Genomic DNA, 20,962 nt, shown 5'->3' on the forward strand with positions numbered 1-20,962 from the left:
TCCGTTATTTCTCTTTATTGGTAAATGTATCTTCGATCTTCGAAGAAATCCGCTGAACAGGATCTGTTCGTTCTTTGATCTCTTGTCCCGACACATACTCTTCTACCACTGCGTTGATGATTCCACCCAAGATAATAATCGTCGCAGCAAGATTCAACCAGATCATTAAAACAATAAAACTTCCAATAATTTGATAGCCAATGATTTTCGCAGCAAAGTAACGGGCGTATAAGCCAAACACTTGTGACAGCAACATCCAGCCAATCGTTGCAAAGATCGCCCCTGGCAAAGTCGAACGCAACTTGACCTTTGCATTCGGCACTAACCAATAGATCAGCATCATGATAAACAGCAAAGCAACGATCGTGACTGGCCATTTGACTGTTTGGAACGTATCGATCAGATTGTCTTGAAACTTAAAAATCGGCTGCAAAAAATCAAGAATGATTTTTCCAAGCCCAAATACCATCGTAACACCAACGATCGCAATCATAAAGAGCAGGATGATCACAAATGATACTGCGCGCACCACGACAAAATTGGAACGCTGGTCCACACCGAAGGCTTTGTTCATCGCAATTTGCAAGGCATTGATACTTTGACTCGCAGACCACAACGCAGCCAAGGCGGAGATCGATAATAACCCGCCAGAGCTTGTGGTGAGGAGGTTTTCGATCGCTGGTCCGATAAAGTCATAGATTTGACTAGGGATCAATTCTTGTACATAAGATAAAACCGTGTTCGGATCAATCGATAAATAAGGCAACAGATTTCCCAGCGCAATCATTAACGGGAAAAGTGAAAGCAATAAATAGTAGGCGACGACGACCGATGTGGTCCCCATCTCTGAATCGGTTATTCTATTTTGCGTTGTTTCAATGAAACGCATCAGCTTTTGATTGCTTTTTACTTTATCAACGATTTTCATGTTTCTTCCTCCGCCAGCGAATCATCTGCCTTTTTTTCTTTGTCATACGTAACAATCAGAAGTCTCCTACCGCCAAAATTTAGTAGGTTCCTTCTTCTCCTTGAGAAGTCAAAATGCGTGGCCCTTCTTTGGTGATCGCCAAACTATGTTCGTATTGGCAACTTAAGCCACCATCTAGAGTATAGGCGGTCCAGCCGTTAGGATCCATTTTCATTTTCCACGTCCCTGTATTGATCATAGGTTCGATGGTAATAACCATTCCTTCTTTTAAACGTAACCCTTTGCCGGCTTCTCCGTAGTGAGGAATCATCGGACTTTCATGGATCGTTGGACCAATGCCGTGTCCTACGAAATCGCGCACAACACCGTAGCCTTCTTTTTCCGCATAGGTTTGAATGGCATGACCGATGTCACCGATTCGGTTACCCACTTGGGCTTGTTCGATTCCTAGATACAATGCTTTTTTGGTTACTTCCATTAAACGATCGATCTCAGGCGTCGAGTTCCCTACGACATAACTCCAACAAGAATCAGAAATGGCGCCTTTTAAATCAATACACATGTCGACTTTGATCAGATCGCCGTCTTTCAATGGTTTTTTTCGAGGAAACCCGTGACAAATCTCATCATTGATACTGCAGCAAGTGGCATATTTGTAATCTTCAAAACCAATTTGGGCAGCGATGCCGCCGTGGCTTTCAATATAATCTCTGACAAACACTTCGATATCCCAACTCGTGATACCTGGTTTGATGAAACTGCGTAATTGTTTGTGGACATCTGCTAACAGCGCGCCGGATTCGGCCATGCGGTCAATTTCTCTGGCAGATTTTAATGTAATCATGTTCTCGTCTCCCTTAATTAAATTCCTCTTATTTTACCATAGAAATCCCTTATTTTACAAAATTCACAGACATTGTAAAGAGTTTTTCAAGTTTTGTTTTCAAACTTTCGTGCATTTGCTATAATCTGTAAGAGAGTTTTCCTTGAGAATAGGAATGAGATTGGAGGAAAAAGCCCATGGCTTTAGCAAAAATCGTCTATGCAAGCATGACGGGGAATACGGAAGAAATTGCGGATATCGTTTCTGAAGCCCTTGAAAATCTTGACATGGAAGTAGAAATGAATGAGTGTACCCAAGTGGATGCAGATGACTTTGAAGATGCTGATATCTGTATCGTCGCAACGTATACATATGGGGACGGGGAGCTACCGGATGAGATCGTCGATTTTTATGAAGATTTGCAAGAACTTGATTTAAGTGGCAAAATCTTTGGGGTCTGCGGCTCCGGCGATACGTTTTATGATGACTTTTGTAAGTCCGTCGATGACTTTGAAGCCGTCTTTAGTAAAACAGGTGCAACAAAAGGGGCGGATAGCGTCAAGGTCGACTTGGCTGCGGAAGAAGACGATATTCAAAACTTAGAAGCCTTTGCCAAAAAGCTAGCGGAAGCATTTACAGAATAAAACAAAAAACCTCTGACAAAATCACTTGATTCTGTCGGAGGTTTATTGTTTGCTTAATGATAGCTGATATCGATAGGTGTTTCTCTTGCTAAAATATTATCGGTGGTTTCCGTCATCAGCTTAGCAATCTGATCCTCTGTCGGATGAATGATTCCCGAAGACATCAATGCCGCTAAGCCAGTAGCGACGATCCAGACACCAGTATGCAAGGACTGTAATTTCACGTCCGATAGATCTTGATACTTTGGTTCTTTTTTCACTGATTTCACAAAAAGGTCAAATGAAAACTGCTGCATGGAATCCCCACCACCATGCTCTTCTAAGTATAGCGCTCGGTATAATCGTTTTTCTTTATTTGCAAAGCCAATATAATTTAACGTTAAGTCAACGATGACATCTCCCCGTCTTTCAACTGGAAAAACTTCTGTCGCTAAGTAGTCGTAAATCTGATTGATCAATGCATTTTTTAAGTCATCCATATTTTTAAATTCTAAGTAGATCGGTTGCGTTGAACATTTCATCTTCGCTGCGATATTGCGTGCGGTAAAACGTGTAAATCCTTCGGTTGCGACAACTTCATAGGCAGCTTTTAAAATCTGGTCTCTAGTAATAGTTTTCTTTCTTGCCATAATTTTTTAATCTCCTTAATTCTGCTATACATCGCTTTCAGAAATACCTTTTACTTATTGTATCATGTTTTTTTAAGTTTGCAAAAAAACTTTTAAAATTATTGCCCCTAGTGTTTCCAGTTTTTCAATTCGAAGACCTCTGTTTTTTTGCTCTCTTTTTCGTTTGTTTTCAAAAATACTTAGTGCTATCATGAAGACAGTTATAATTTTAGAATAAATGGAGGAATTTTAATGGTTTTACCAAACTTTAATCAGAACCTTGAAAAATATGCCCAACTGATCACAGAAGTTGGTGTAAATGTCCAAAAAGGGCACACCATCGTCATCCAAATCGCCGTGGACCAAGCACCGTTAGCTCGACTATTGACAAAAAAAGCGTATGAGCTAGGCGCTGATGAAGTAATCGTTCAATGGACCGACGATGTGGTTCAAAAAGAATTTCTTGCGCATGCAGCTGAGGATCGTTTGTCTACGATCCCTCAACACAAAATTGATCAAACAGAAGATTGGGTCGAAAAAGGTGCGAGCCGCATCAGTGTCGTTTCTGCCAATCCCGATGCGTTAGCGGGCGTTGACTCAGATCGGGTCGCCGCTTTCCAAGCAGCTTCTGGTAAGGCGATGATGAAACTGCGTCAAGCAACACAAGCCAACAAAGTCAGCTGGACCGTTGTTGCTGCTGCAGGTCAAGATTGGGCACAAAAAGTGTTCCCTGATGCTTCCCCAGAAGAAGCACAAGACAAGCTATGGGATCAAATTTTCAAAACGACGCGTATCTACGAAGAAGATCCTGTTGCTGCTTGGAAAAAACATGATGAAACACTGCAAGTCAAGGCAGAAGAATTGAACAAAGAACAATTCAGCGCATTACACTATACAGCACCGGGTACCGATTTGATCATCGGCCTACCAAAAAATCACTTGTGGGAAGGTGCTGGCAGCTACAACACCCGCAATGAAAAATTCATGGCGAACATGCCGACAGAAGAAGTCTTTACTGCCCCAGATAATCGTCGCATCGATGGCTATATTTCAAGTACGAAACCATTGAGCTACGCAGGAACGATTATTTCTGGCATGAAATTCACCTTCAAAGACGGTAAAGTCGTGGACTTTTCTGCAGAACAAGGCGAAGAAGTGTTAGGCAAATTGCTAGCGATCGATGAAGGAGCGAAATCTTTAGGTGAAGTCGCTTTAGTCCCTGACCCTTCCCCTATCTCACAATCTGGCATCATCTTCTTCAATACGTTGTTTGATGAAAATGCCTCAAACCACTTGGCTTTAGGCTCTGCTTATGCCTTCAGCTTACAAGGCGGCACTGAGATGAGTGAAGAAGAACTGGCAGCGGCTGGTTTAAACCGCAGCCAAACCCACGTAGACTTCATGGTCGGCTCTGACCAAATGTCCATCGATGGCATCAAAGAAGATGGCACCACAGTTCCTGTCTTCCGCAATGGTGATTGGGCTTAATAAAAAAAGGCTGAGGTGGAGTAGCTCCCCTCGGTCTTCTTTTTACATAGAATATTGAGAACCGGCGGCTTTTTTCATAGTAATCAGCTGGCTTTTTTGATAAAATCTACTTTGATAGTCTTTGATAAGAGAGGATGGATCCGATGACACCAAATCGTGAAGATTATTTAAAGCTCATCTTAGAGCTTGGTGGTGACCAAAAGAAGATCAATAACAAACAAATCGTGTCAGGTCTGGACGTCTCAGCAGCTTCAGTAAGTGAAATGATTTCAAAATTATTAAAAGAAGGCTTAGTGGAACATTCACCTTATCAAGGGGTACAGTTGACTGAAACTGGTTTAGCTTCTGCAAGTGCCCTCATTCGTAAGCATCGTTTATGGGAAGTCTTTCTTGTGGAGCACCTGCATTATTCATGGAATGAAGTTCATGATGACGCAGAAGTTTTAGAACATGTCACCTCAGAAACGTTGGCGAGCCGCTTAGAAGCCTACCTTGATCATCCTCGGTATTGCCCACATGGGGGAATGATTCCTGAACAAGGAGAACTCATTCACGAAGGCGAAAAAAACACCATGAGTTCTTATCCGGTAGGAACCAAGATTCGTATCGCCCGTGTCCTTGACGAACGAGAACTGCTGGATTATCTCGTTTCGATCAAATTGAATATTCATGAAGAATACGAGATCATCGATGCGGCAGCATACGAGGGTCCGATTACGATCAAAAATGACACAAAAGAAATTGCTGTCAGCTACAAAGCCGCCAGCACGATTTTTGTCGATAAACTGTAAGGAGTGAAGATGATGGAAAAAAAGGTCCTTTTTACGATTTTTGGCGGTACGGGCGACCTTGCCCAACGCAAACTATATCCTTCTTTGTTTCGGTTGTACAAAAAAGGCGATTTGAAAGAAGATTTTGCAGTCATTGGTACTGCACGCCGTCCTTGGTCGGATGAACACTATCGTGAAGTGGTGATAGGTACAATCAAAGAGTTGAGTGACTCACAAGAACAAGCAGAGACATTCGCTTCTCATTTCTACTACCAATCACATGATGTAACAGATACGAGCCATTATGATTCATTAAAGGATTTGGCGGAAACCTTAGATCAGAAATACCATTTAGAAGGCAATCAGATTTTTTACTTAGCAATGTCCCCTAATTTCTTTGGGACGATCGTTTCTCACTTGAAATCCCAAGGAATGCTGGATACTGACGGCTACCATCGGGTGATCATCGAGAAACCGTTTGGAAGCGACTATAATTCAGCAAAAGAATTGAATGAAGAGATCAATCAAGTCTTTACGGAACAAGAAATCTACCGAATCGATCACTATTTAGGAAAAGAAATGATCCAAAATATTTCTGCGATTCGTTTTGCCAATAACATTTTTGAGTCAATGTGGAACAATCGTTACATTGACAATGTTCAGATCAATATCGCAGAAAACTTAGGCGTAGAAGAACGCGGCGGCTATTATGATAAGAGCGGTGCCTTGAAGGATATGGTCCAAAATCATATTCTGCAGATTCTTTCCTTATTAGCCATGGAACCGCCAGTGGCTTTTTCTGAAAAAGAATTACGGACAGAAAAAATCAAAGCCTTAAATGCGATCCGTATCTACTCCGAAGAAGAAGTGAAACAACACTTCGTACGTGGTCAATACGATAAGGGACAATTAGAAGACAAGAAATTTGTTGGCTACCGTGAAGAAGCCAATGTGGATGAAGAATCGGCAACGGAAACCTTCGTTGCTGGGAAATTTTTGATCGATAACTTCCGCTGGTCCGGCGTACCATTTTATGTACGCACTGGGAAACGGTTGACGGAAAAAGGCACTCGCATCAACATTGTCTTTAAACAAGTCCCAGTCAATGTCTTTAAGCAAGACCTGAATGAACAAAAGCAAATCGAGAGTTTGGCACCGAATGTGCTGACGATTTACATTCAACCGACGGAAGGCTTCTCTCTTTCCTTGAACGGAAAAGAAATTGGCCAAGGGTTTGAGACATTGCCAGTGAAGCTCGATTACCGAAATAGTACTGAAATCGTCGAAAACACCCCTGAAGCTTACGAAAAACTAATTCTAGATGCCTTGAACGGTGATGGCACTAACTTTACCCACTGGGATGAAGTTGCCCAATCTTGGCGCATCGTTGATGTGATCCGTCACGCTTGGGACCAAGAAACACCTGATTTTCCAAATTATGCCGCAGGAACGATGGGCCCCCAAGCAGCCTATGATCTCTTAGCTGCCGATGGCTTTGAATGGATCTGGCGTCCCGATGAATGGTATCGTGAGCGAGATTTACTAAATGAGAAATAAGCAAATGGTCAATTGGATGAGGAAAAAACATCCAATTGGCCGTTTTTCTTTTTTACCGACTGATTATAATAGAAAGAAATGAGAAATGAAAGGAGCAGCAGACATGAAACAAGTCTTATCGATCGCCGGTCTCGACAGTTTGGCAGGTGGCGGCATGACGGCTGATTTGAAAACATTTGAGGAATTCGGGGTGTTTGGCCATGCCCTATTAACATGTGTGGTCGCCATCAAGGATGATCTTATGTTCCATGATCTCCCTGAGCCTGTGATCCAAGCACAGCTGGATTCACTGCGTTCGGTCGTATCCCTAGATGCAATCAAAATCGGGCTGCTTCATCAAACGGCCATCATTGAATTGCTGCGAGATTTTTTACAAACATTTACCGGACCGATCGTGCTCGATCCCGTTCTCGCCTTCAAAGAAGGAGATACTGCCTTTAACCACTCCTATCAAGCAGGATTGATCTCATTGTTTCCTTACACAGCATTAGTGACACCTAATCTGCTCGAAGCACAACACTTATCTGGACAAAGCATTACCTCTTTAGCAGAGATGAAAACGGCGGCAAAAAAAATCCATGCGCTTGGTGCCCCAAATGTTCTGATCAAAGGTGGCAGTCGACTAACTGGGGAAACAGCCTATGATGTTTTGTATCAAGAAGGACAATTTACCGTTTTTGAGGCAGAAAAAAGTACGCGAACCACAACCAACGGTGCTGGCTGTACCCTCTCATCAGCGATTGCCGCAATGCTTGCTAAAGGCACTTCGTTGGAAGCAGCTATCCAAACCGCAAAAGCATTTGTTTGGGCAGGAATTGAAGACGGTCTGCCTTTAGGTACCTCTGGCAACGTCAATCAGCTCGCCTATTTTAAAAAGGAGGAACTCCTATGAAAGTAAGAAACCTAACGACGATCGCTATGCTGACGGCACTCACGTGTGCACTTTCTTTGACCTTTATCATTCCTGTTCCGCAAACGAAGGGCTTTGTGACCTTATGTGAAGCAGGGATCTATATCTCGGCCCTGTTGTTCGGACCTAACGCGGGTGCCTTCGTCGGTGGAATGAGCGGCGGCATCATTGATTTTCTATCAGGTTACCCTGAATGGGCCTTCTTTTCCATCGTGATCCATGGTGTGCAAGGCTGGATCGTAGGTAGAATGAGCCATCGGCCACTATCAGCCGTCATTGTCGGCAGCTTGATCATGATCGCCGGCTATGCAGCAGCAACGGTTTTGCTATTCGGTTTAGGCGCTGGGATCGCCTCGATCCCAAGTAATTTGATCCAAACGGTCTTTGGCAGCATCGTTGCTTTACCCCTGACGCATGCCTTACGCCGCACGAAAAAGTTTTCTTTAAATGAAAGGTGATTCTTATGACAGATATCAATCAATTAAAAACGGATTTAACTACGATCGTTGAAGAAGTCATTACGACAGCGAATGTTGGTGAAAATGATCTTTTTGTCCTTGGTTGTTCAACAAGTGAAGTCGTGGGCGGCTTGATTGGCAAAAATTCCAGTCAAGAAGTAGGCATGGTTATCGTTGAAACACTACGAGCGATCTTGCGTCCCAAAAATATTCATTTAGCCGTTCAAGGCTGTGAACATCTCAATCGGGCTTTAGCTGTTGAGCGTGAAATGGCTCGACTATATCAATTAGAAGAAGTCGCAGTAGTGCCCCAGTTGCATGCAGGCGGTGCTTGCTCAGTTGCCGCTTTTCAGCTGTTCGATGAGCCTATTGAAGTGGAGCACATAGTAGCAAAAGCTGGCATCGATATTGGCGACACAGCAATCGGCATGCATGTCAAACATGTTCAAATCCCGATCCGTCCCTCTATCAAGTCCCTCGGCGCTGCCCATGTCACAGCTCTGGGATCACGGCCCAAATATATTGGTGGTCCTCGTGCGCATTACGCACAATAAGCGAATCGTATAATAATCGAAAAGCCCTCATCAAAAAGAAAAAGCATGCTTTTGCGTGCTTTTTTTGTGTCACCGTTCCTGCTATTGCCTCCCCCTTTCCTTCAGAGTGCTCTTTTTTCACTATTTTTTCCACTCCATCTTATGGCAGCTTTTTCTACTTCAAAGGCAAGTTTCTTTCTGGTGTAAAAGGAGCGGCAGCTGTCGCTTTCCTTTTGTCATAAATTCGTCAGAATTTCATCACAAAAAGAAAAGAAAGATACCAGTAAGCCCACAAATTTCTTTTTTCTTTCCTTGATAGACTGAATGTAGTAAGAATCGAAAAGCGGAAGGAAGAAAAACATGAAAAAAATCGCCATTATTTTTGGAGGCAATTCACCGGAATACACCGTTTCTTTAGCTTCAGCAACTAGCGCAATCGAAGCACTCCAATCATCTCCCTATGACTACGACCTCTCTTTGATCGGGATCGCCCCAGATGCTATGGATTGGTACTTGTATACAGGAGAACTGGAAAACATCCGACAAGACACGTGGTTGTTGGATACGAAACATAAACAGAAAATACAGCCGCTATTTGAAGGAAACGGCTTTTGGCTAAGTGAAGAGCAGCAAACGTTGGTACCTGATGTTTTATTTCCCATTATGCATGGCAAATATGGGGAAGATGGCAGTATCCAAGGATTGTTTGAATTGATGAAGCTGCCTTATGTAGGTTGCGGGGTGGCAGCCTCTGCCTTATGTATGAACAAATGGCTGCTGCATCAAGCTGCAGCAGCCATTGGCGTACAAAGTGCTCCTACGATTCTCTTGATAAATCAAGCCAACCAGCAAGAACAAATCGAAGCTTTTATCCAGACCCATGGCTTTCCAGTTTTCTTTAAGCCTAATGAAGCGGGCTCCTCAAAAGGGATCACTAAAGTCACTTGCGTTGAAGAAATCGCTTCTGCCTTAAAAGAAGCCTTTACTTATTGTTCCGCAGTGCTCCTACAAAAAAATATTGCCGGTGTTGAGATCGGTTGCGGTATTTTGGGCAACGACTCTTTGACTGTCGGTGCTTGTGACGCCATTTCATTAGTAGACGGCTTTTTCGATTTTGAAGAAAAGTACCAGCTGATCAGCGCCAAAATCACCGTCCCTGCGCCATTGCCTGAAACGATTGAAACCAAGGTCAAAGAACAAGCTCAGCTGCTCTATCGTAGTCTTGGTCTTAAAGGTCTTGCTCGCATCGACTTTTTTGTCACGGATCAAGGAGAACTATACTTGAATGAAATCAATACTATGCCGGGCTTTACGAGTCACTCCCGCTATCCTGCCATGATGGCAGCGGTCGGCTTATCCTATCAAGAACTACTACAAAAACTGCTTGTCTTAGCAAAGGAGGAAGTCAAATGAATCCCTATCTACAGTTAGTTAGCAAAGAATTTCCGTTAGAAAAAAACCAAGAACCCCCTCATTTAGTCCTTGCTGCCTTCAGCGAAGACGAGGTTTACTTGCAGCCAGAAGCAGCCAAACAATGGGAACGGCTCGTCAAAGCTTTAAAGCTTGAAGACGAGATCTGCTTATTAGATGGCTACCGAACCGAAAAGCAGCAACGGTATTTATGGGAATATTCCTTGAAAGAAAATGGGCTAGCCTATACGAAACAATTTGTGGCGTTGCCCGGTTGCAGTGAACATCAGTTAGGCTTAGCGATCGATGTTGGTTTAAAGGGCAGCCAGGATGATTTGATCTGCCCACGATTTCGTGACAGCGCAGCCGCTGATTTATTTACCCAGGAAATGATGAACTATGGGTTTATTTTACGCTATCCCGCAGACAAACAGGAAATTACAGGGATTGGCTATGAACCATGGCATTTTCGTTATGTCGGTCTGCCTCATAGTCAAATCATCGCCAGTCAACAGTGGACCTTGGAAGAATACCATCAATACCTTGAACAAACTGCGAGGCAGTTCGCATGAAGAAGAATCCAGGAATCGAGCAATTCCGGGTGATTTTGGCGATGATGGTGGTGGCGATCCACTGTCTGCCTCTTCACCGCTTATGGCCTGACGGCGATATCCTGATCACGTTGACGTTCTTCAGAATTGCCGTTCCCTTCTTTTTTATGATCAGCGGATATTACGTGTTCAGCGACTTAGCCACCCAAAACAGCTATCCTGCCAGACATCGTGTCTGGCAGTTTATTAAAAAGCAGCTGCAAGTCTACCTCATAGCCACACTGCTCTTTTTGCCGCTTGCTTGGTACAGCGGCATGCTTGGGGTGAACATGCCGCTGGGCACCTTTATCCAAACATTGTTGGTCACTGGCATTCTTTACCATCTTTGGTATTTTCCTGCGATCATTACCGGCAGTCTACTAGTGATGGGCCTCTTGACACGGCTTTCTTTCAAGCAGGTGTTTTTCATTGCTGTCGGTTTGTATGTGGTTGGTTTAGGTGGGGACAGTTGGTCTGGCCTGGCTGCACAAACACCCATCGCGTCATTCTATTCACTGATTTTCCAACTATTGGATGGAACTCGCAACGGCATTTTCTTTGCTCCTTTGTTTTTGATCTTAGGGGTACTAGCCAGAAGATTTGCCAAGAAACCAGCTTCTCCCCATCACTATAGTTATCTGCTGATCAGTCTGATTTGCTTGCTTTTGGAAAGTTACCTTTTGCATCACTTTACCACGCCGAAACATGACAGCATGTATATTTTTTTGCCCTTCGTCCTGTTGTTTTTATTTCCGATCATCCAGCAATGGCAAGCACCCATAATCTGGAAACAAGCGGGTCGACTGTCCCTTTGGCTCTATTTGCTCCATCCTTATACCATTGCAGTGACCCATTTTCTTAGTCAAAAGCTGCCCTTGCTGCAAAACAATCTGATCAATTTCTTCGTGGTCTTAGGACTGACCATTGGGGTGGTGCAAGGTCTCTTTGCTTTGCAAAAGCTGTTCCCGTTTTCGAAAAAAACGCCGCCCAAATTGCAGCGAGCAGCCAAAGAATTTTCCGCCCCCGCTTTGTTGCACAACCTGCAGGAAATCAAGCGATTGATCCCAGCAACAACAAAAGTGATGGTGGTGGTTAAAGCGGATGCTTATGGTTGTGATGCGAAGACGGTCGCCAGTACCCTAGAAAGAGCCGGCGTTGATTTCTTTGCCGTTGCTACCCTTGAAGAAGCCATTGAATTACGGCGAGCTGGCATCAAAAGTCGCTTACTGATTTTAGGGTACACTTCTGACCAACGTGCCAAAGAGCTGAAACATTATTCCTTGATTCAAACCATCGTTAGTGAGGCCCATGGGCATGCTTTAGCCCAAACAAGCATTCCGATCGAATGCCATTTAGCGGTAGATACTGGTATGCACCGCTTAGGCGTTGCACCTGATCTTGAGACAGTTACTGGACTTTACGCCTTGCCATCTCTCAAGATTACGGGCATTTTTTCCCATCTAGGCTCTTCAGATCAGCTGGATACGACAAGTATCTTGCGGACACAAGCCCAAATCACTTGTTTTGATGATCTGTTGGCTGGCTTATCCGCTAGAAATATCGCCTATGGACTGACACATCTGCAAAGCAGCTACGGAATATTAAATTACCCAGAGAAACACTATGATTATGTACGTCCAGGTATTCTTCTAACTGGTTCATTGAGCGTCCCGAACGAACCAACGAAGCAGAAGATAAACGTACAACCGATTTTGACACTCAAAGCCTTACTGGTAGACAAAAAAACAGTTGCCGCTGGTGAAGCGATCGGCTATGGATTAGACACTATTTTTGATCGACCAGCCACGATCGGGATCGTTAGCATCGGCTACTGCGACGGGGTTCCACGTGCCCTATCAAACCAAGGGTTCCAACTTTCTTATCAGGGTGCTTTACTCCCGCAGATTGGGTTGGTTTGTATGGATATGCTCTTGATCGATTTAACGGACTATCCAGAACTGGCGGTCGAAAGTTCGCTCGAAGTATTCAGCGATTGGACGACTACCGCTGATCAAGCACAAACCATTACCAATGAATTGATCAGCCGCCTAGGTTCCCGCATCACCTCTAGTTCAAAGTAGAAAACGAATGCATTCGCTTACCGATTACGGTATGATGGGTGTAGAGTAAATGGTAGTGTAAATGAAAAATGATCGTAGATAGTTGGAGTGAATCAAGGATGGCAGAAAAAATAATTGTTGTTGATGATGAAAAAGAAATCGCGGAGTTAGTCACGACGTTTCTAAGGAATGAAGGCTTCCAAGTAGAACCTTTTTATGATGGAACGAGCGCTTTGGCCTATCTTGAAAAAGAAACGGTCGAAGTGGCGGTTTTAGATGTGATGCTGCCGGATATCGACGGCTTCCAGCTGTTGCAGCAAATTCGTAAGACCCACTTTTTCCCAGTACTGATGCTCACGGCAAAAGGGGAAGACTTGGATAAAATCACCGGTCTAAGCCTTGGGGCAGATGATTATGTGACCAAGCCCTTCAATCCTTTAGAAGTCGTTGCTCGGGTCAAAACGCAGCTGCGGCGATACCAGCGTTACAACCAGTCAGCGAATCCCCAGAAGATTGAAGAATACGAAAAGGAAGGCTTACTGTTGAAAATCAACAGCCACCAATGTTTTCTTTATGGCAAAGAGGTTTTCTTGACCCCCATCGAATTTAAAATCTTGCTTTACTTATTTGAACACCAAGGATCGGTCGTTGCCTCGGAAACCCTTTTTGAAGCAGTTTGGAAAGAAAAGTATTTAGACAACAATAACACAGTGATGGCACATATCGCCCGTTTGCGGGAAAAACTGAACGAACAACCCCGCAAACCGAAATTAATCAAAACCGTATGGGGGGTCGGCTATATCATTGAAAAATAGAAGTCCATTGATCCGCAAGCTCTTGACCCAATACTTTATCACCACGGGCATCTTGATGGCGATCTTGATCATCATTCCTTTCGCAGTACGCTTCGTTGCTGGAATGAGGGTCTGGTATGGCTATGAACCCATTTATCAAATTTTACGACTTTTTGCTGACTATTGGCTTCTTTGCTTAGCCATCGGGGCCTTACTGATTTGGGTGAGCACAACGATTTATTATATGAGTAAAGCTATCAGTTATTTGAATGAAACGATCCAAGCCACAAACCAACTGATTGCCGAACCCACGAAGCGAATCGTTCTTTCCAGCAATATGATTGATGTGCAAGAAGAAATGAACCAGTTGCGAGAGAAAAACTTACAGGATCAACGAGCCGCCAAAGAAGCGGAACAACGAAAAAATGATTTGATCGTCTATCTCGCACATGATTTACGAACGCCTTTGACCAGTGTGATCGGCTATTTGACGCTTTTAGAAGAGGAACCGCAGCTTTCTACCGAACTACGCGCACGCTATACGAAGATCGCCTTGCAAAAAGCCCAACGGCTGGAACTATTGATCAGCGAATTTTTCGAAATCACCCGCTTTAATCTTACAACGATCGCCTTGCAAACTGAAACCACGGATCTGAGCTTGATGCTGGAACAGTTGACGTTTGAATTTTTGCCGCTGTTAGAAGAAAAAAATCTCCATTGGCAACTTCAGCTACAGAAAAAAGTCTTTGCGACCGTTGATACGGAGAAAATGGAACGCGTTTTTGACAACTTGATCCGCAATGCCATCAATTATAGCTATCCTAACTCCCCTTTGCGATTAGCCATCAGCGAGTCTGATGATATCCTGATTCGTTTGACCAATCAAGGAAAAACGATCCCAGCTGAAAAGATCGGCTTGATTTTTGAGCCTTTCTACCGCATGGATGCTTCCCGAGCAACAGCGACGGGTGGGACGGGTCTTGGTTTGCCGATCGCCAAAGAAATCGTTGAAGCATTAGGTGGAAAGATCTGGGCGGAAAGCCGTGATGAAACCATCGTCTTTTCGATTCGCCTACCGAAGGCAACAATGGAAAAAAATGAACAGCTGTCAAAGCACCATCCATCTGAACCAACCGCTTAACAGGCAAACAACCTGAGCATTTCGCTGCTCCCCTTCTAATTCTGAAGGAGGAATAGCTGCTCAGGTTTTTTTTTATTGATTGCTTATTGATACACCAATGATCGTAACGCTTGATCGACTTTTTCTGCCGCTAAGCGTCCTTCACGAATCGCCCAGATGACTAAACTCGGTCCTCGTTTGGCATCTCCTGCGACTAACACTCGTTCATTGTTCGTCGTGTAATCATCGTACACTTCTCGCACACCAAAGGCATCGAAGAGTTGGGTCTCTGCACCAACAAAGCCCATTGCCAGCAAGACCAAATCCGCCTTGATCACTTGCTCTGTGCCAGGGATCGGCTGAAACTGTTGATCCACTGAGACCGTTTCGATGGCGATCAACTGGCCGCGTTCGGCGCCGATAAAGGCCGTTGTGGACACTCCATGATACGTCACTTGTGTTTGTAGCACTTCAGCCGCTTCTTCTTGCCCATATCCTGTGCGAGCTGTCATTGGGTATTCTGGCCAAGGATTGCTGTCGGTCCGTGTCAATGGCAGTTGGGGCGTGATCTCCAATTGACGCACAGAAGCGGCTCCTTGCCGAATCGCTGAACCAATACAGTCATTTCCAGTGTCGCCGCCACCAATCACGATAACATGCTTGCCAGCAAGTTTTTTACTTGTTGCCGCTTTGCCATGCTTTAACACATCTTTGGTTGCTTCCGTCAGATAATCGACTGCAAATTGCACCCCAGTCAATTCACGACCTGGAATCTTCAAGTCACGAGGAACACTAGCTCCTGTTGCCAAGATGACCCGGTCATACTGAGCGGCCAATTCTTCTGCTGACAAGTCACGACCGATCTCCGTATTAGCGATAAAGGTCACGCCTAGCTCTGCCATCAAGTCAATCCGTCGCTGAACGACGTCTTTATCTAATTTCATATTTGGAATACCGTACATCAGTAAACCGCCAAAGCGATCACTGCGTTCATAGACCGTCACTTGATGCCCTAGTTGATTCAAGCGCCATGCAGCGGATAAACCAGCTGGTCCGCTGCCGACGATGGCAACTTTGAACCCAGTCGCTTCTTGAGGCAATCCCGAGGCTTTGACCCAATCATTTTCAAAAGCAGTATCGATAATAAAGCGTTCATTGTCGTGGATCGTGACACCCGAGCCATTCAGTGCTTCGGTACAGCCTTTTTCACAAGGAGCTGGACAAACACGACCAGTCATTTCAGGTAATGGGTTGGTTTTGGCAAGACGCTCAAAAGCGGCTTGGAAACGCCCTTGATAAACCAAGTCATTCCATTCGGGAATCAGGTTGTCATTGGGACAACCTGAAACCGCTCGTTGCCCCCCGTAAAAAGAACCGGTATGACAAAAAGGAATCCCGCAGTTCATACAGCGTGCTGCTTGCTCTTGACGCTCATTTTCAGGCAATGGCGTCTGTAATTCTTGCCAGTCTTCGATTCGTTCTGCCACTGGTCGGGTAGGATTTTCTACTCTTGGGTACTTTAAAAAACCAAATGGATCTGCCATATTAGTCACGCTCCTTTCCTGGGATGGTCAATTGTGGACCGACGACAGCTTCGAATGCTTTCGTCACAAGTTCATCTCCGACAAACCCTTGGTCCGCCAAGGTCTCCGTCGCTTGGATCATCTGATGGTATTCTGTCGGATAGACTTTGATGAAATGGTGCTTCTGATTTTCCCAATCTTCTAGGATCTCAGCCGCCTTCAATGAATCTGTATAAGCGAAATGCTGCTGGATCATCTCTTTTAGTTGGTGGTCATCGCCGCTTTCGCCAATCCGATATAAATCAACCATTTCCCGATTGCATTTATCGGCAAAGGTTTGATCGGGGTCGTAAACATACGCCACGCCACCGGACATTCCAGCACCGAAGTTGCGGCCGGTTTTTCCTAATATCACCACGACACCGCCAGTCATGTACTCACAGCCATGATCGCCAACACCTTCGACAACGACATTGGCTCCACTGTTACGAACACAAAAGCGTTCGCCAGCAATGCCTCGGAAATAGCCTTCGCCTCGATTTGCCCCGAAGCACGCTACATTACCAACAATTGGTGAATGCTCTGCGTCATAAGCGGCATCTTCAGGTGGCACAATGATCAAGCGGGCACCGCTTAACCCTTTGGCTACATAATCGTTGGCCTCACCGATCAGTTTCAACTGGATGCCCTGGGTGGCAAAAGCCCCAAAGCTTTGTCCAGCAATACCTCGATACGTAAACTGCAACAGACCTGGGGTAACTTCATAATTGCCAAAACGTTCCGCGATCCAGCCTCCTAAACGCGCGCCGACTGAGCGTTGAACATTATTGATCGTATGATTCGTCACGATTTCTTGATTGTTGTCGATAGCAGCTTGTGCAAAAGCATCTAATTCTGGCCATTGACGTTTCTCAAGGAATGGATCCGTCACTTTGCGTTCGATTGGGATCGTCGTCCCAATCATTTTCGAAAAGTCTAATGATTTTGCTTTGCCTTTAGCAACGAAGCGTGGTGTCAACAATTCCGCATGTCCTACCATCTCATCGATGGTACGAAAGCCTAACTCAGCCATCGTTTCCCGTAGATCTTCTGCTAAAAAGTACATCGTGCTGATGATGTGCTCAGGTTTTCCAGCAAAAAATTTTCGCAACGCTGGGTTCTGTGTAGCAATGCCGACAGGACATGTATTGATACTGCATACCCGCATCATGACACAGCCAATCGCAACTAGCGCTAAAGAGGCAAAGCTATATTCTTCTGCTCCTAAAAGAGCAGCAATGGCGATGTCCCGACCCGTCATCAATTTTCCATCTGTCTCTAAGGTCATTCGCTGCCGCAAATGATTCATAGCTAACGTTTGATGGGCTTCTGCGAGCCCCATCTCCCAAGGCAAGCCGGCATCACGGATCGAATTTCTCGGAGAAGCACCGGTCCCACCGTCATAGCCTGAGATCACGACTACGTCTGCGCCAGCTTTGACGACACCGGTAGCGATCGTACCCACGCCCGTACTAGAAACCAATTTGACATTGATCCGTGCATACGGATTGATGGCTTTTAAGTCATAGATCAGCTGGGCTAGATCTTCAATCGAATAAATGTCGTGATGTGGTGGCGGTGAAATCAATCGAACACCAGGCGTAGACCCTCGAATCTCGGCGACCCACGGGAAGACTTTATTGCCTGGTAATTGACCGCCTTCTCCAGGTTTCGCTCCTTGCGCCATTTTGATCTGAAGTTCATCTGCACTCATTAAATATTCGGCGTTGACACCAAAACGGCCAGAAGCTACTTGTTTGATGCGACTATTATAATTAATGCCCTTCACTGGTTTGAAACGATTACGGTTTTCTCCACCTTCTCCACTGTTGGATTTTGCCCCGATCGCATTCATTCCTTCAGCAATACAGCGATGCGCTTCTTCACTTAGTGAGCCGTAGGACATCGCCCCGACTTTAAATCGTTTGACGATCGTTTCGACAGGCTCCACCTCAGCTAACGGAATACTGCGTCTTGTGTTCGCAAAGGTCCACATAGACCGTAACGTCGTTGGATTGTCCAATGCCTCTTGATTCATTTCCGCCGCATATTCTTTATAAAGCTCATAACTGCCTGTGCGAACGGCTTTTTGGAACCCATAGATCGTTTTTGGATTGAACAAATGATGCTCCCCATCGGCTTTGTACTGGAAACTACCGCCAGAATCAAGATAATCCATTCGTTTTTCACCATATGCTGCCTCATAACGCGTCAGATATTCTTGCTCGATTTGCGCTAACGAGAGACCACCGATACGGGTAACCGTGCCGGTAAAATATTCAGCGATGACTTTCTCAGAGATACCAACCGCTTCAAACAATTGTGCCCCGTGGTAACCGGCGATCGTTGAGATCCCCATTCGTGACAAGATTTTGACAATGCCCTTTTCACATGCCTTGCGGTAACTCTCGATCTTCTCTGAAAGCTCAAAATGCGCCAATGTCTGGTAAGCCCCATAAGGATGGACCCCACTTGCTCCGTAGCCGACTAACATGGCATAATGATGGACCTCACAGACTTCCGCAGTATCCGCAACGATCGATGCCAAGGAACGTTTGCCTTTTCGCACCAAATAATTGTGCAGGCCTGATACCGCCAAGAGAATCGGAATCGCCACTTTTCCTTCTTGCGCTTGGATGACTTCCCGATCACTTAAAATGACGATCGTTGCCCCAGCATCGATTTTTTGCTCCGTTTCTTTAAAAAGCGCTTCTAACGCTTGTTGCAAAGCTACCCCGTTTTCAGGTACATAATCATAAAGAATCGACTGTAAAACCGCTTTTTGACCATTTTGATCTAACTGTTTGATTTTTTCATATTCACTCGTTTTTAACACAGGACTAGCAATCTTCAGCTTATTGCAATTGATTCGAATGTCCTTTGAAACATCCCCATCTCGACCTAAAAACAGCTCGGTACCGATCACTAATTTTTCGCGAATCGCATCAATGGGTGGATTGGTCACTTGGGCGAATTGTTGCTTGAAGTACGTAAACAAGGATTGGGGACGTTCGCTCAAAATAGCTAAGGGTGAATCAAACCCCATGGAGATCACTGGTTCTTCTCCCGTTTGAGCCATTGGTAAAATCAACGTGCGTATGATCTCATCCGTGTAGCCATTTCGTTTCCAAAGGGTCTGAATCGCATCGTCTGCTGTTTCCTCCTGCTTCTCAGTCCCAGGAAGCAGCTCTGGTGTCAATAGGTGTTCCGTTAGCCACTCCTGGTAGGGATGGGCATTCGCATAATGCGCTTTGATTTCTTGATTTCGTAAGATCATCCCTTTTTTGGTATCCACCAAAAACATATTTGCTGGTCCAAGCACCCCTTTTTCAATCACTTCTGACGCTGGCAGATCCACCACTCCTGACTCAGAGGCCACGACAACAAAACCAGCTTTCGTGATTGAGTAGCGAGATGGTCGCAATCCATTACGATCAAGGGCAGCTCCCACCATCTCCCCATCGGTAAAGCATAAAGCTGCTGGTCCATCCCAAGGAGCCATAAAGCTTGCATTGTATTCATTAAAAGCCGTCAGTTCTGGCGTCAAGCCAGCTTCTTTAGACCACGCTTCTGGCACCATCATCAGCAGTGCTTGGGGAATGTCTCGACCTTGACGATACAAGTATTCCATACAATTTTCCAGCTTCGCAGAATCGGAGTTTTCGTCATCGTAGACTTCGATCTGATGTCCATGCATCCAATTTTCCGCCCCGCGTAACGTGTTGATTTCGCCATTATGGGCTAAGAAACGAAAAGGTTGCGCCCGACTCCAGCTTGGAAAGGTATTCGTTGAAAAGCGAGAATGGGTCAAAGCAATACTTGAAGTCATTTCTGGGCTTTGAAGATCTTTGAAAAACAAGCCAACTTGATAGGCATGCAGCATCCCTTTATAAACAACTGTCTTACTGGACAAGCTGCAGATAGACAGCTCATCGGTATGATATGTTTTTTCCAGTTTACGCCGTAGCCGATAAAGCTGATCTTCAAAGGGACGGCCAGCTGCTACATCGACAGGCTTTTCAATAAAGACTTGCACAAAAGATGGCATGACTTTTTGCGCCCCCGGCCCACACTGATAATAATCATATGGAACGTCGCGCTGCCATAAAACCGTAAAACCCATTTGTTGAATGTCTTTAGTTACTTCTTCTTGGACCTGTGCTGCTCGGAGCTTTTCTTTCGGTAAAAAAAACATCCCAACAGCATAGGCGTCTTTTTCAGGCAATGGGATTCCTGCCTCTTTTGCCCGCTGCTGAAAAAAAGGATCTGGCATCGCCATCAAGATTCCTGCTCCGTCCCCCGTGTCAGGTTCAGCGCCTGTTCCCCCTCGATGATTCATCCGTTCTAACATCGTTAAGGCATTTTGGACGAGCTCTCGGGAATAATGACCATTTTTCTGAGCAATGAACCCCATCCCACAAGCATCTTTTTCAAAAGCGGCATCGTACATCGTTTGGTTCGTTGTTTTCATCATCTCTAAATCACTCATGGAATCACACTTTCTTTCAATTTTCTGAATATTCCGATTTTTAACAGTTTACAACCTGTTTTTCTATCTGGCAAGTTTTTTTTACTTGATCCGATCTCGTTGCTTTCTTCCTTCAAGGGTTACTTACATCCATTGAACAAGTAGTTACTTGTAAATCACAGGCAGGAGTCTTCGTCTAATAAGGTTTTTTTATTATACAATAAACTATCGTAAAATTA

At 44.8% G+C, this 20,962-nt stretch carries 17 protein-coding genes; 12 read left to right on the forward strand and 5 right to left on the reverse strand.

The genetic code is table 11. The features are described 5' to 3' along the window. Positions 1–4 precede the first annotated feature (4 nt). Entirely contained in the window at positions 5–928 is a 924-nt protein-coding gene (locus tag IGI69_RS11755) for a YihY/virulence factor BrkB family protein (protein ID WP_060792543.1), read from the reverse strand. Positions 929–1,007: 79 nt separating this feature from the next. Continuing rightward, positions 1,008–1,772, reverse strand: a complete 765-nt coding sequence (gene map / locus IGI69_RS11760) for a type I methionyl aminopeptidase (RefSeq protein WP_005228863.1) — start codon at positions 1,770–1,772, stop codon at positions 1,008–1,010. Positions 1,773–1,948: 176 nt separating this feature from the next. On the opposite strand from map, the gene IGI69_RS11765 reads away from it, so the two are divergent. Then, entirely contained in the window at positions 1,949–2,395 is a 447-nt protein-coding gene (locus IGI69_RS11765) for a flavodoxin (protein ID WP_201690093.1), read from the forward strand. Between the two features lie 53 nt (positions 2,396–2,448). On the opposite strand, the gene IGI69_RS11770 is transcribed toward IGI69_RS11765, so the two are convergent. Beyond that, positions 2,449–3,024 carry a TetR/AcrR family transcriptional regulator gene (locus IGI69_RS11770; RefSeq protein ID WP_005228861.1) on the reverse strand — a complete coding sequence of 192 codons (576 nt, stop codon included), beginning with the start codon at positions 3,022–3,024 and terminating at the stop codon, positions 2,449–2,451. A gap of 231 nt (positions 3,025–3,255) precedes the next feature. Here IGI69_RS11770 and IGI69_RS11775 point away from each other — a divergent pair, with 231 nt between their 5' ends. The 11 genes from IGI69_RS11775 (at position 3,256) to vanS (ending at position 14,714) form a co-directional block, all read left to right on the forward strand. Next, on the forward strand, positions 3,256–4,491 hold the full coding sequence (locus IGI69_RS11775) for an aminopeptidase (protein ID WP_015510149.1): 1,236 nt from the start codon (positions 3,256–3,258) through the stop codon (positions 4,489–4,491). Between the two features lie 143 nt (positions 4,492–4,634). Beyond that, the gene (locus IGI69_RS11780) at positions 4,635–5,282 is read left to right on the forward strand and encodes a metal-dependent transcriptional regulator (RefSeq protein ID WP_015510150.1); all 648 of its coding nucleotides are present in this window, start codon (positions 4,635–4,637) and stop codon (positions 5,280–5,282) included. 9 nt (positions 5,283–5,291) lie between these two features. Continuing rightward, positions 5,292–6,818, forward strand: a complete 1,527-nt coding sequence (gene zwf / locus IGI69_RS11785) for a glucose-6-phosphate dehydrogenase (RefSeq protein ID WP_015510151.1) — start codon at positions 5,292–5,294, stop codon at positions 6,816–6,818. Between the two features lie 103 nt (positions 6,819–6,921). After that, entirely contained in the window at positions 6,922–7,710 is a 789-nt protein-coding gene (locus tag IGI69_RS11790) for a bifunctional hydroxymethylpyrimidine kinase/phosphomethylpyrimidine kinase (protein ID WP_015510152.1), read from the forward strand. Beyond that, entirely contained in the window at positions 7,707–8,186 is a 480-nt protein-coding gene (locus tag IGI69_RS11795; RefSeq protein ID WP_074536063.1) for an ECF transporter S component, read from the forward strand. Before IGI69_RS11790 ends, IGI69_RS11795 begins: the two co-directional genes overlap by 4 nt. 5 nt (positions 8,187–8,191) lie before the next feature. After that, positions 8,192–8,740, forward strand: a complete 549-nt coding sequence (locus IGI69_RS11800; RefSeq protein ID WP_438740917.1) for a TIGR01440 family protein — start codon at positions 8,192–8,194, stop codon at positions 8,738–8,740. 339 nt (positions 8,741–9,079) lie between these two features. Then, the gene (gene vanC / locus IGI69_RS11805; RefSeq protein ID WP_438740920.1) at positions 9,080–10,132 is read left to right on the forward strand and encodes a D-alanine--D-serine ligase VanC; all 1,053 of its coding nucleotides are present in this window, start codon (positions 9,080–9,082) and stop codon (positions 10,130–10,132) included. Beyond that, positions 10,129–10,701 (forward strand): D,D-carboxypeptidase/D,D-dipeptidase VanXY, encoded by a 573-nt coding sequence (vanXY, locus tag IGI69_RS11810; RefSeq protein ID WP_061053864.1) that lies wholly within the window; start codon positions 10,129–10,131, stop codon positions 10,699–10,701. The genes vanC and vanXY overlap by 4 nt, the downstream gene beginning before the upstream one ends. Continuing rightward, positions 10,698–12,800, forward strand: coding sequence for a membrane-bound serine racemase VanT (gene vanT / locus IGI69_RS11815; protein ID WP_438740922.1), 2,103 nt, complete (start codon positions 10,698–10,700; stop codon positions 12,798–12,800). Before vanXY ends, vanT begins: the two co-directional genes overlap by 4 nt. Before the next feature lie 98 nt (positions 12,801–12,898). Continuing rightward, positions 12,899–13,594 carry a vancomycin resistance response regulator transcription factor VanR-C gene (vanR-C, locus tag IGI69_RS11820; RefSeq protein WP_413135718.1) on the forward strand — a complete coding sequence of 232 codons (696 nt, stop codon included), beginning with the start codon at positions 12,899–12,901 and terminating at the stop codon, positions 13,592–13,594. Beyond that, positions 13,584–14,714: a vancomycin resistance histidine kinase VanS gene (vanS, locus tag IGI69_RS11825; RefSeq protein ID WP_434236292.1), complete on the forward strand. Its 1,131-nt coding sequence runs from the start codon at positions 13,584–13,586 to the stop codon at positions 14,712–14,714. The genes vanR-C and vanS overlap by 11 nt, the downstream gene beginning before the upstream one ends. 83 nt (positions 14,715–14,797) lie before the next feature. Here the strand turns inward: vanS and IGI69_RS11830 are convergent, their stop codons facing one another. Together IGI69_RS11830 and gltB are read right to left on the reverse strand one after the other, a co-directional pair. Then, positions 14,798–16,237 (reverse strand): glutamate synthase subunit beta, encoded by a 1,440-nt coding sequence (locus IGI69_RS11830; protein WP_413135720.1) that lies wholly within the window; start codon positions 16,235–16,237, stop codon positions 14,798–14,800. A gap of 1 nt (position 16,238) precedes the next feature. Next, positions 16,239–20,744, reverse strand: coding sequence for a glutamate synthase large subunit (gene gltB / locus IGI69_RS11835; protein WP_438740925.1), 4,506 nt, complete (start codon positions 20,742–20,744; stop codon positions 16,239–16,241). Between the last annotated feature and the right edge of the window lie 218 nt (positions 20,745–20,962).

The organism is Enterococcus sp. DIV1083b, assembly GCF_051713705.1.
Lineage (GTDB): Bacteria > Bacillota > Bacilli > Lactobacillales > Enterococcaceae > Enterococcus_D > Enterococcus_D casseliflavus.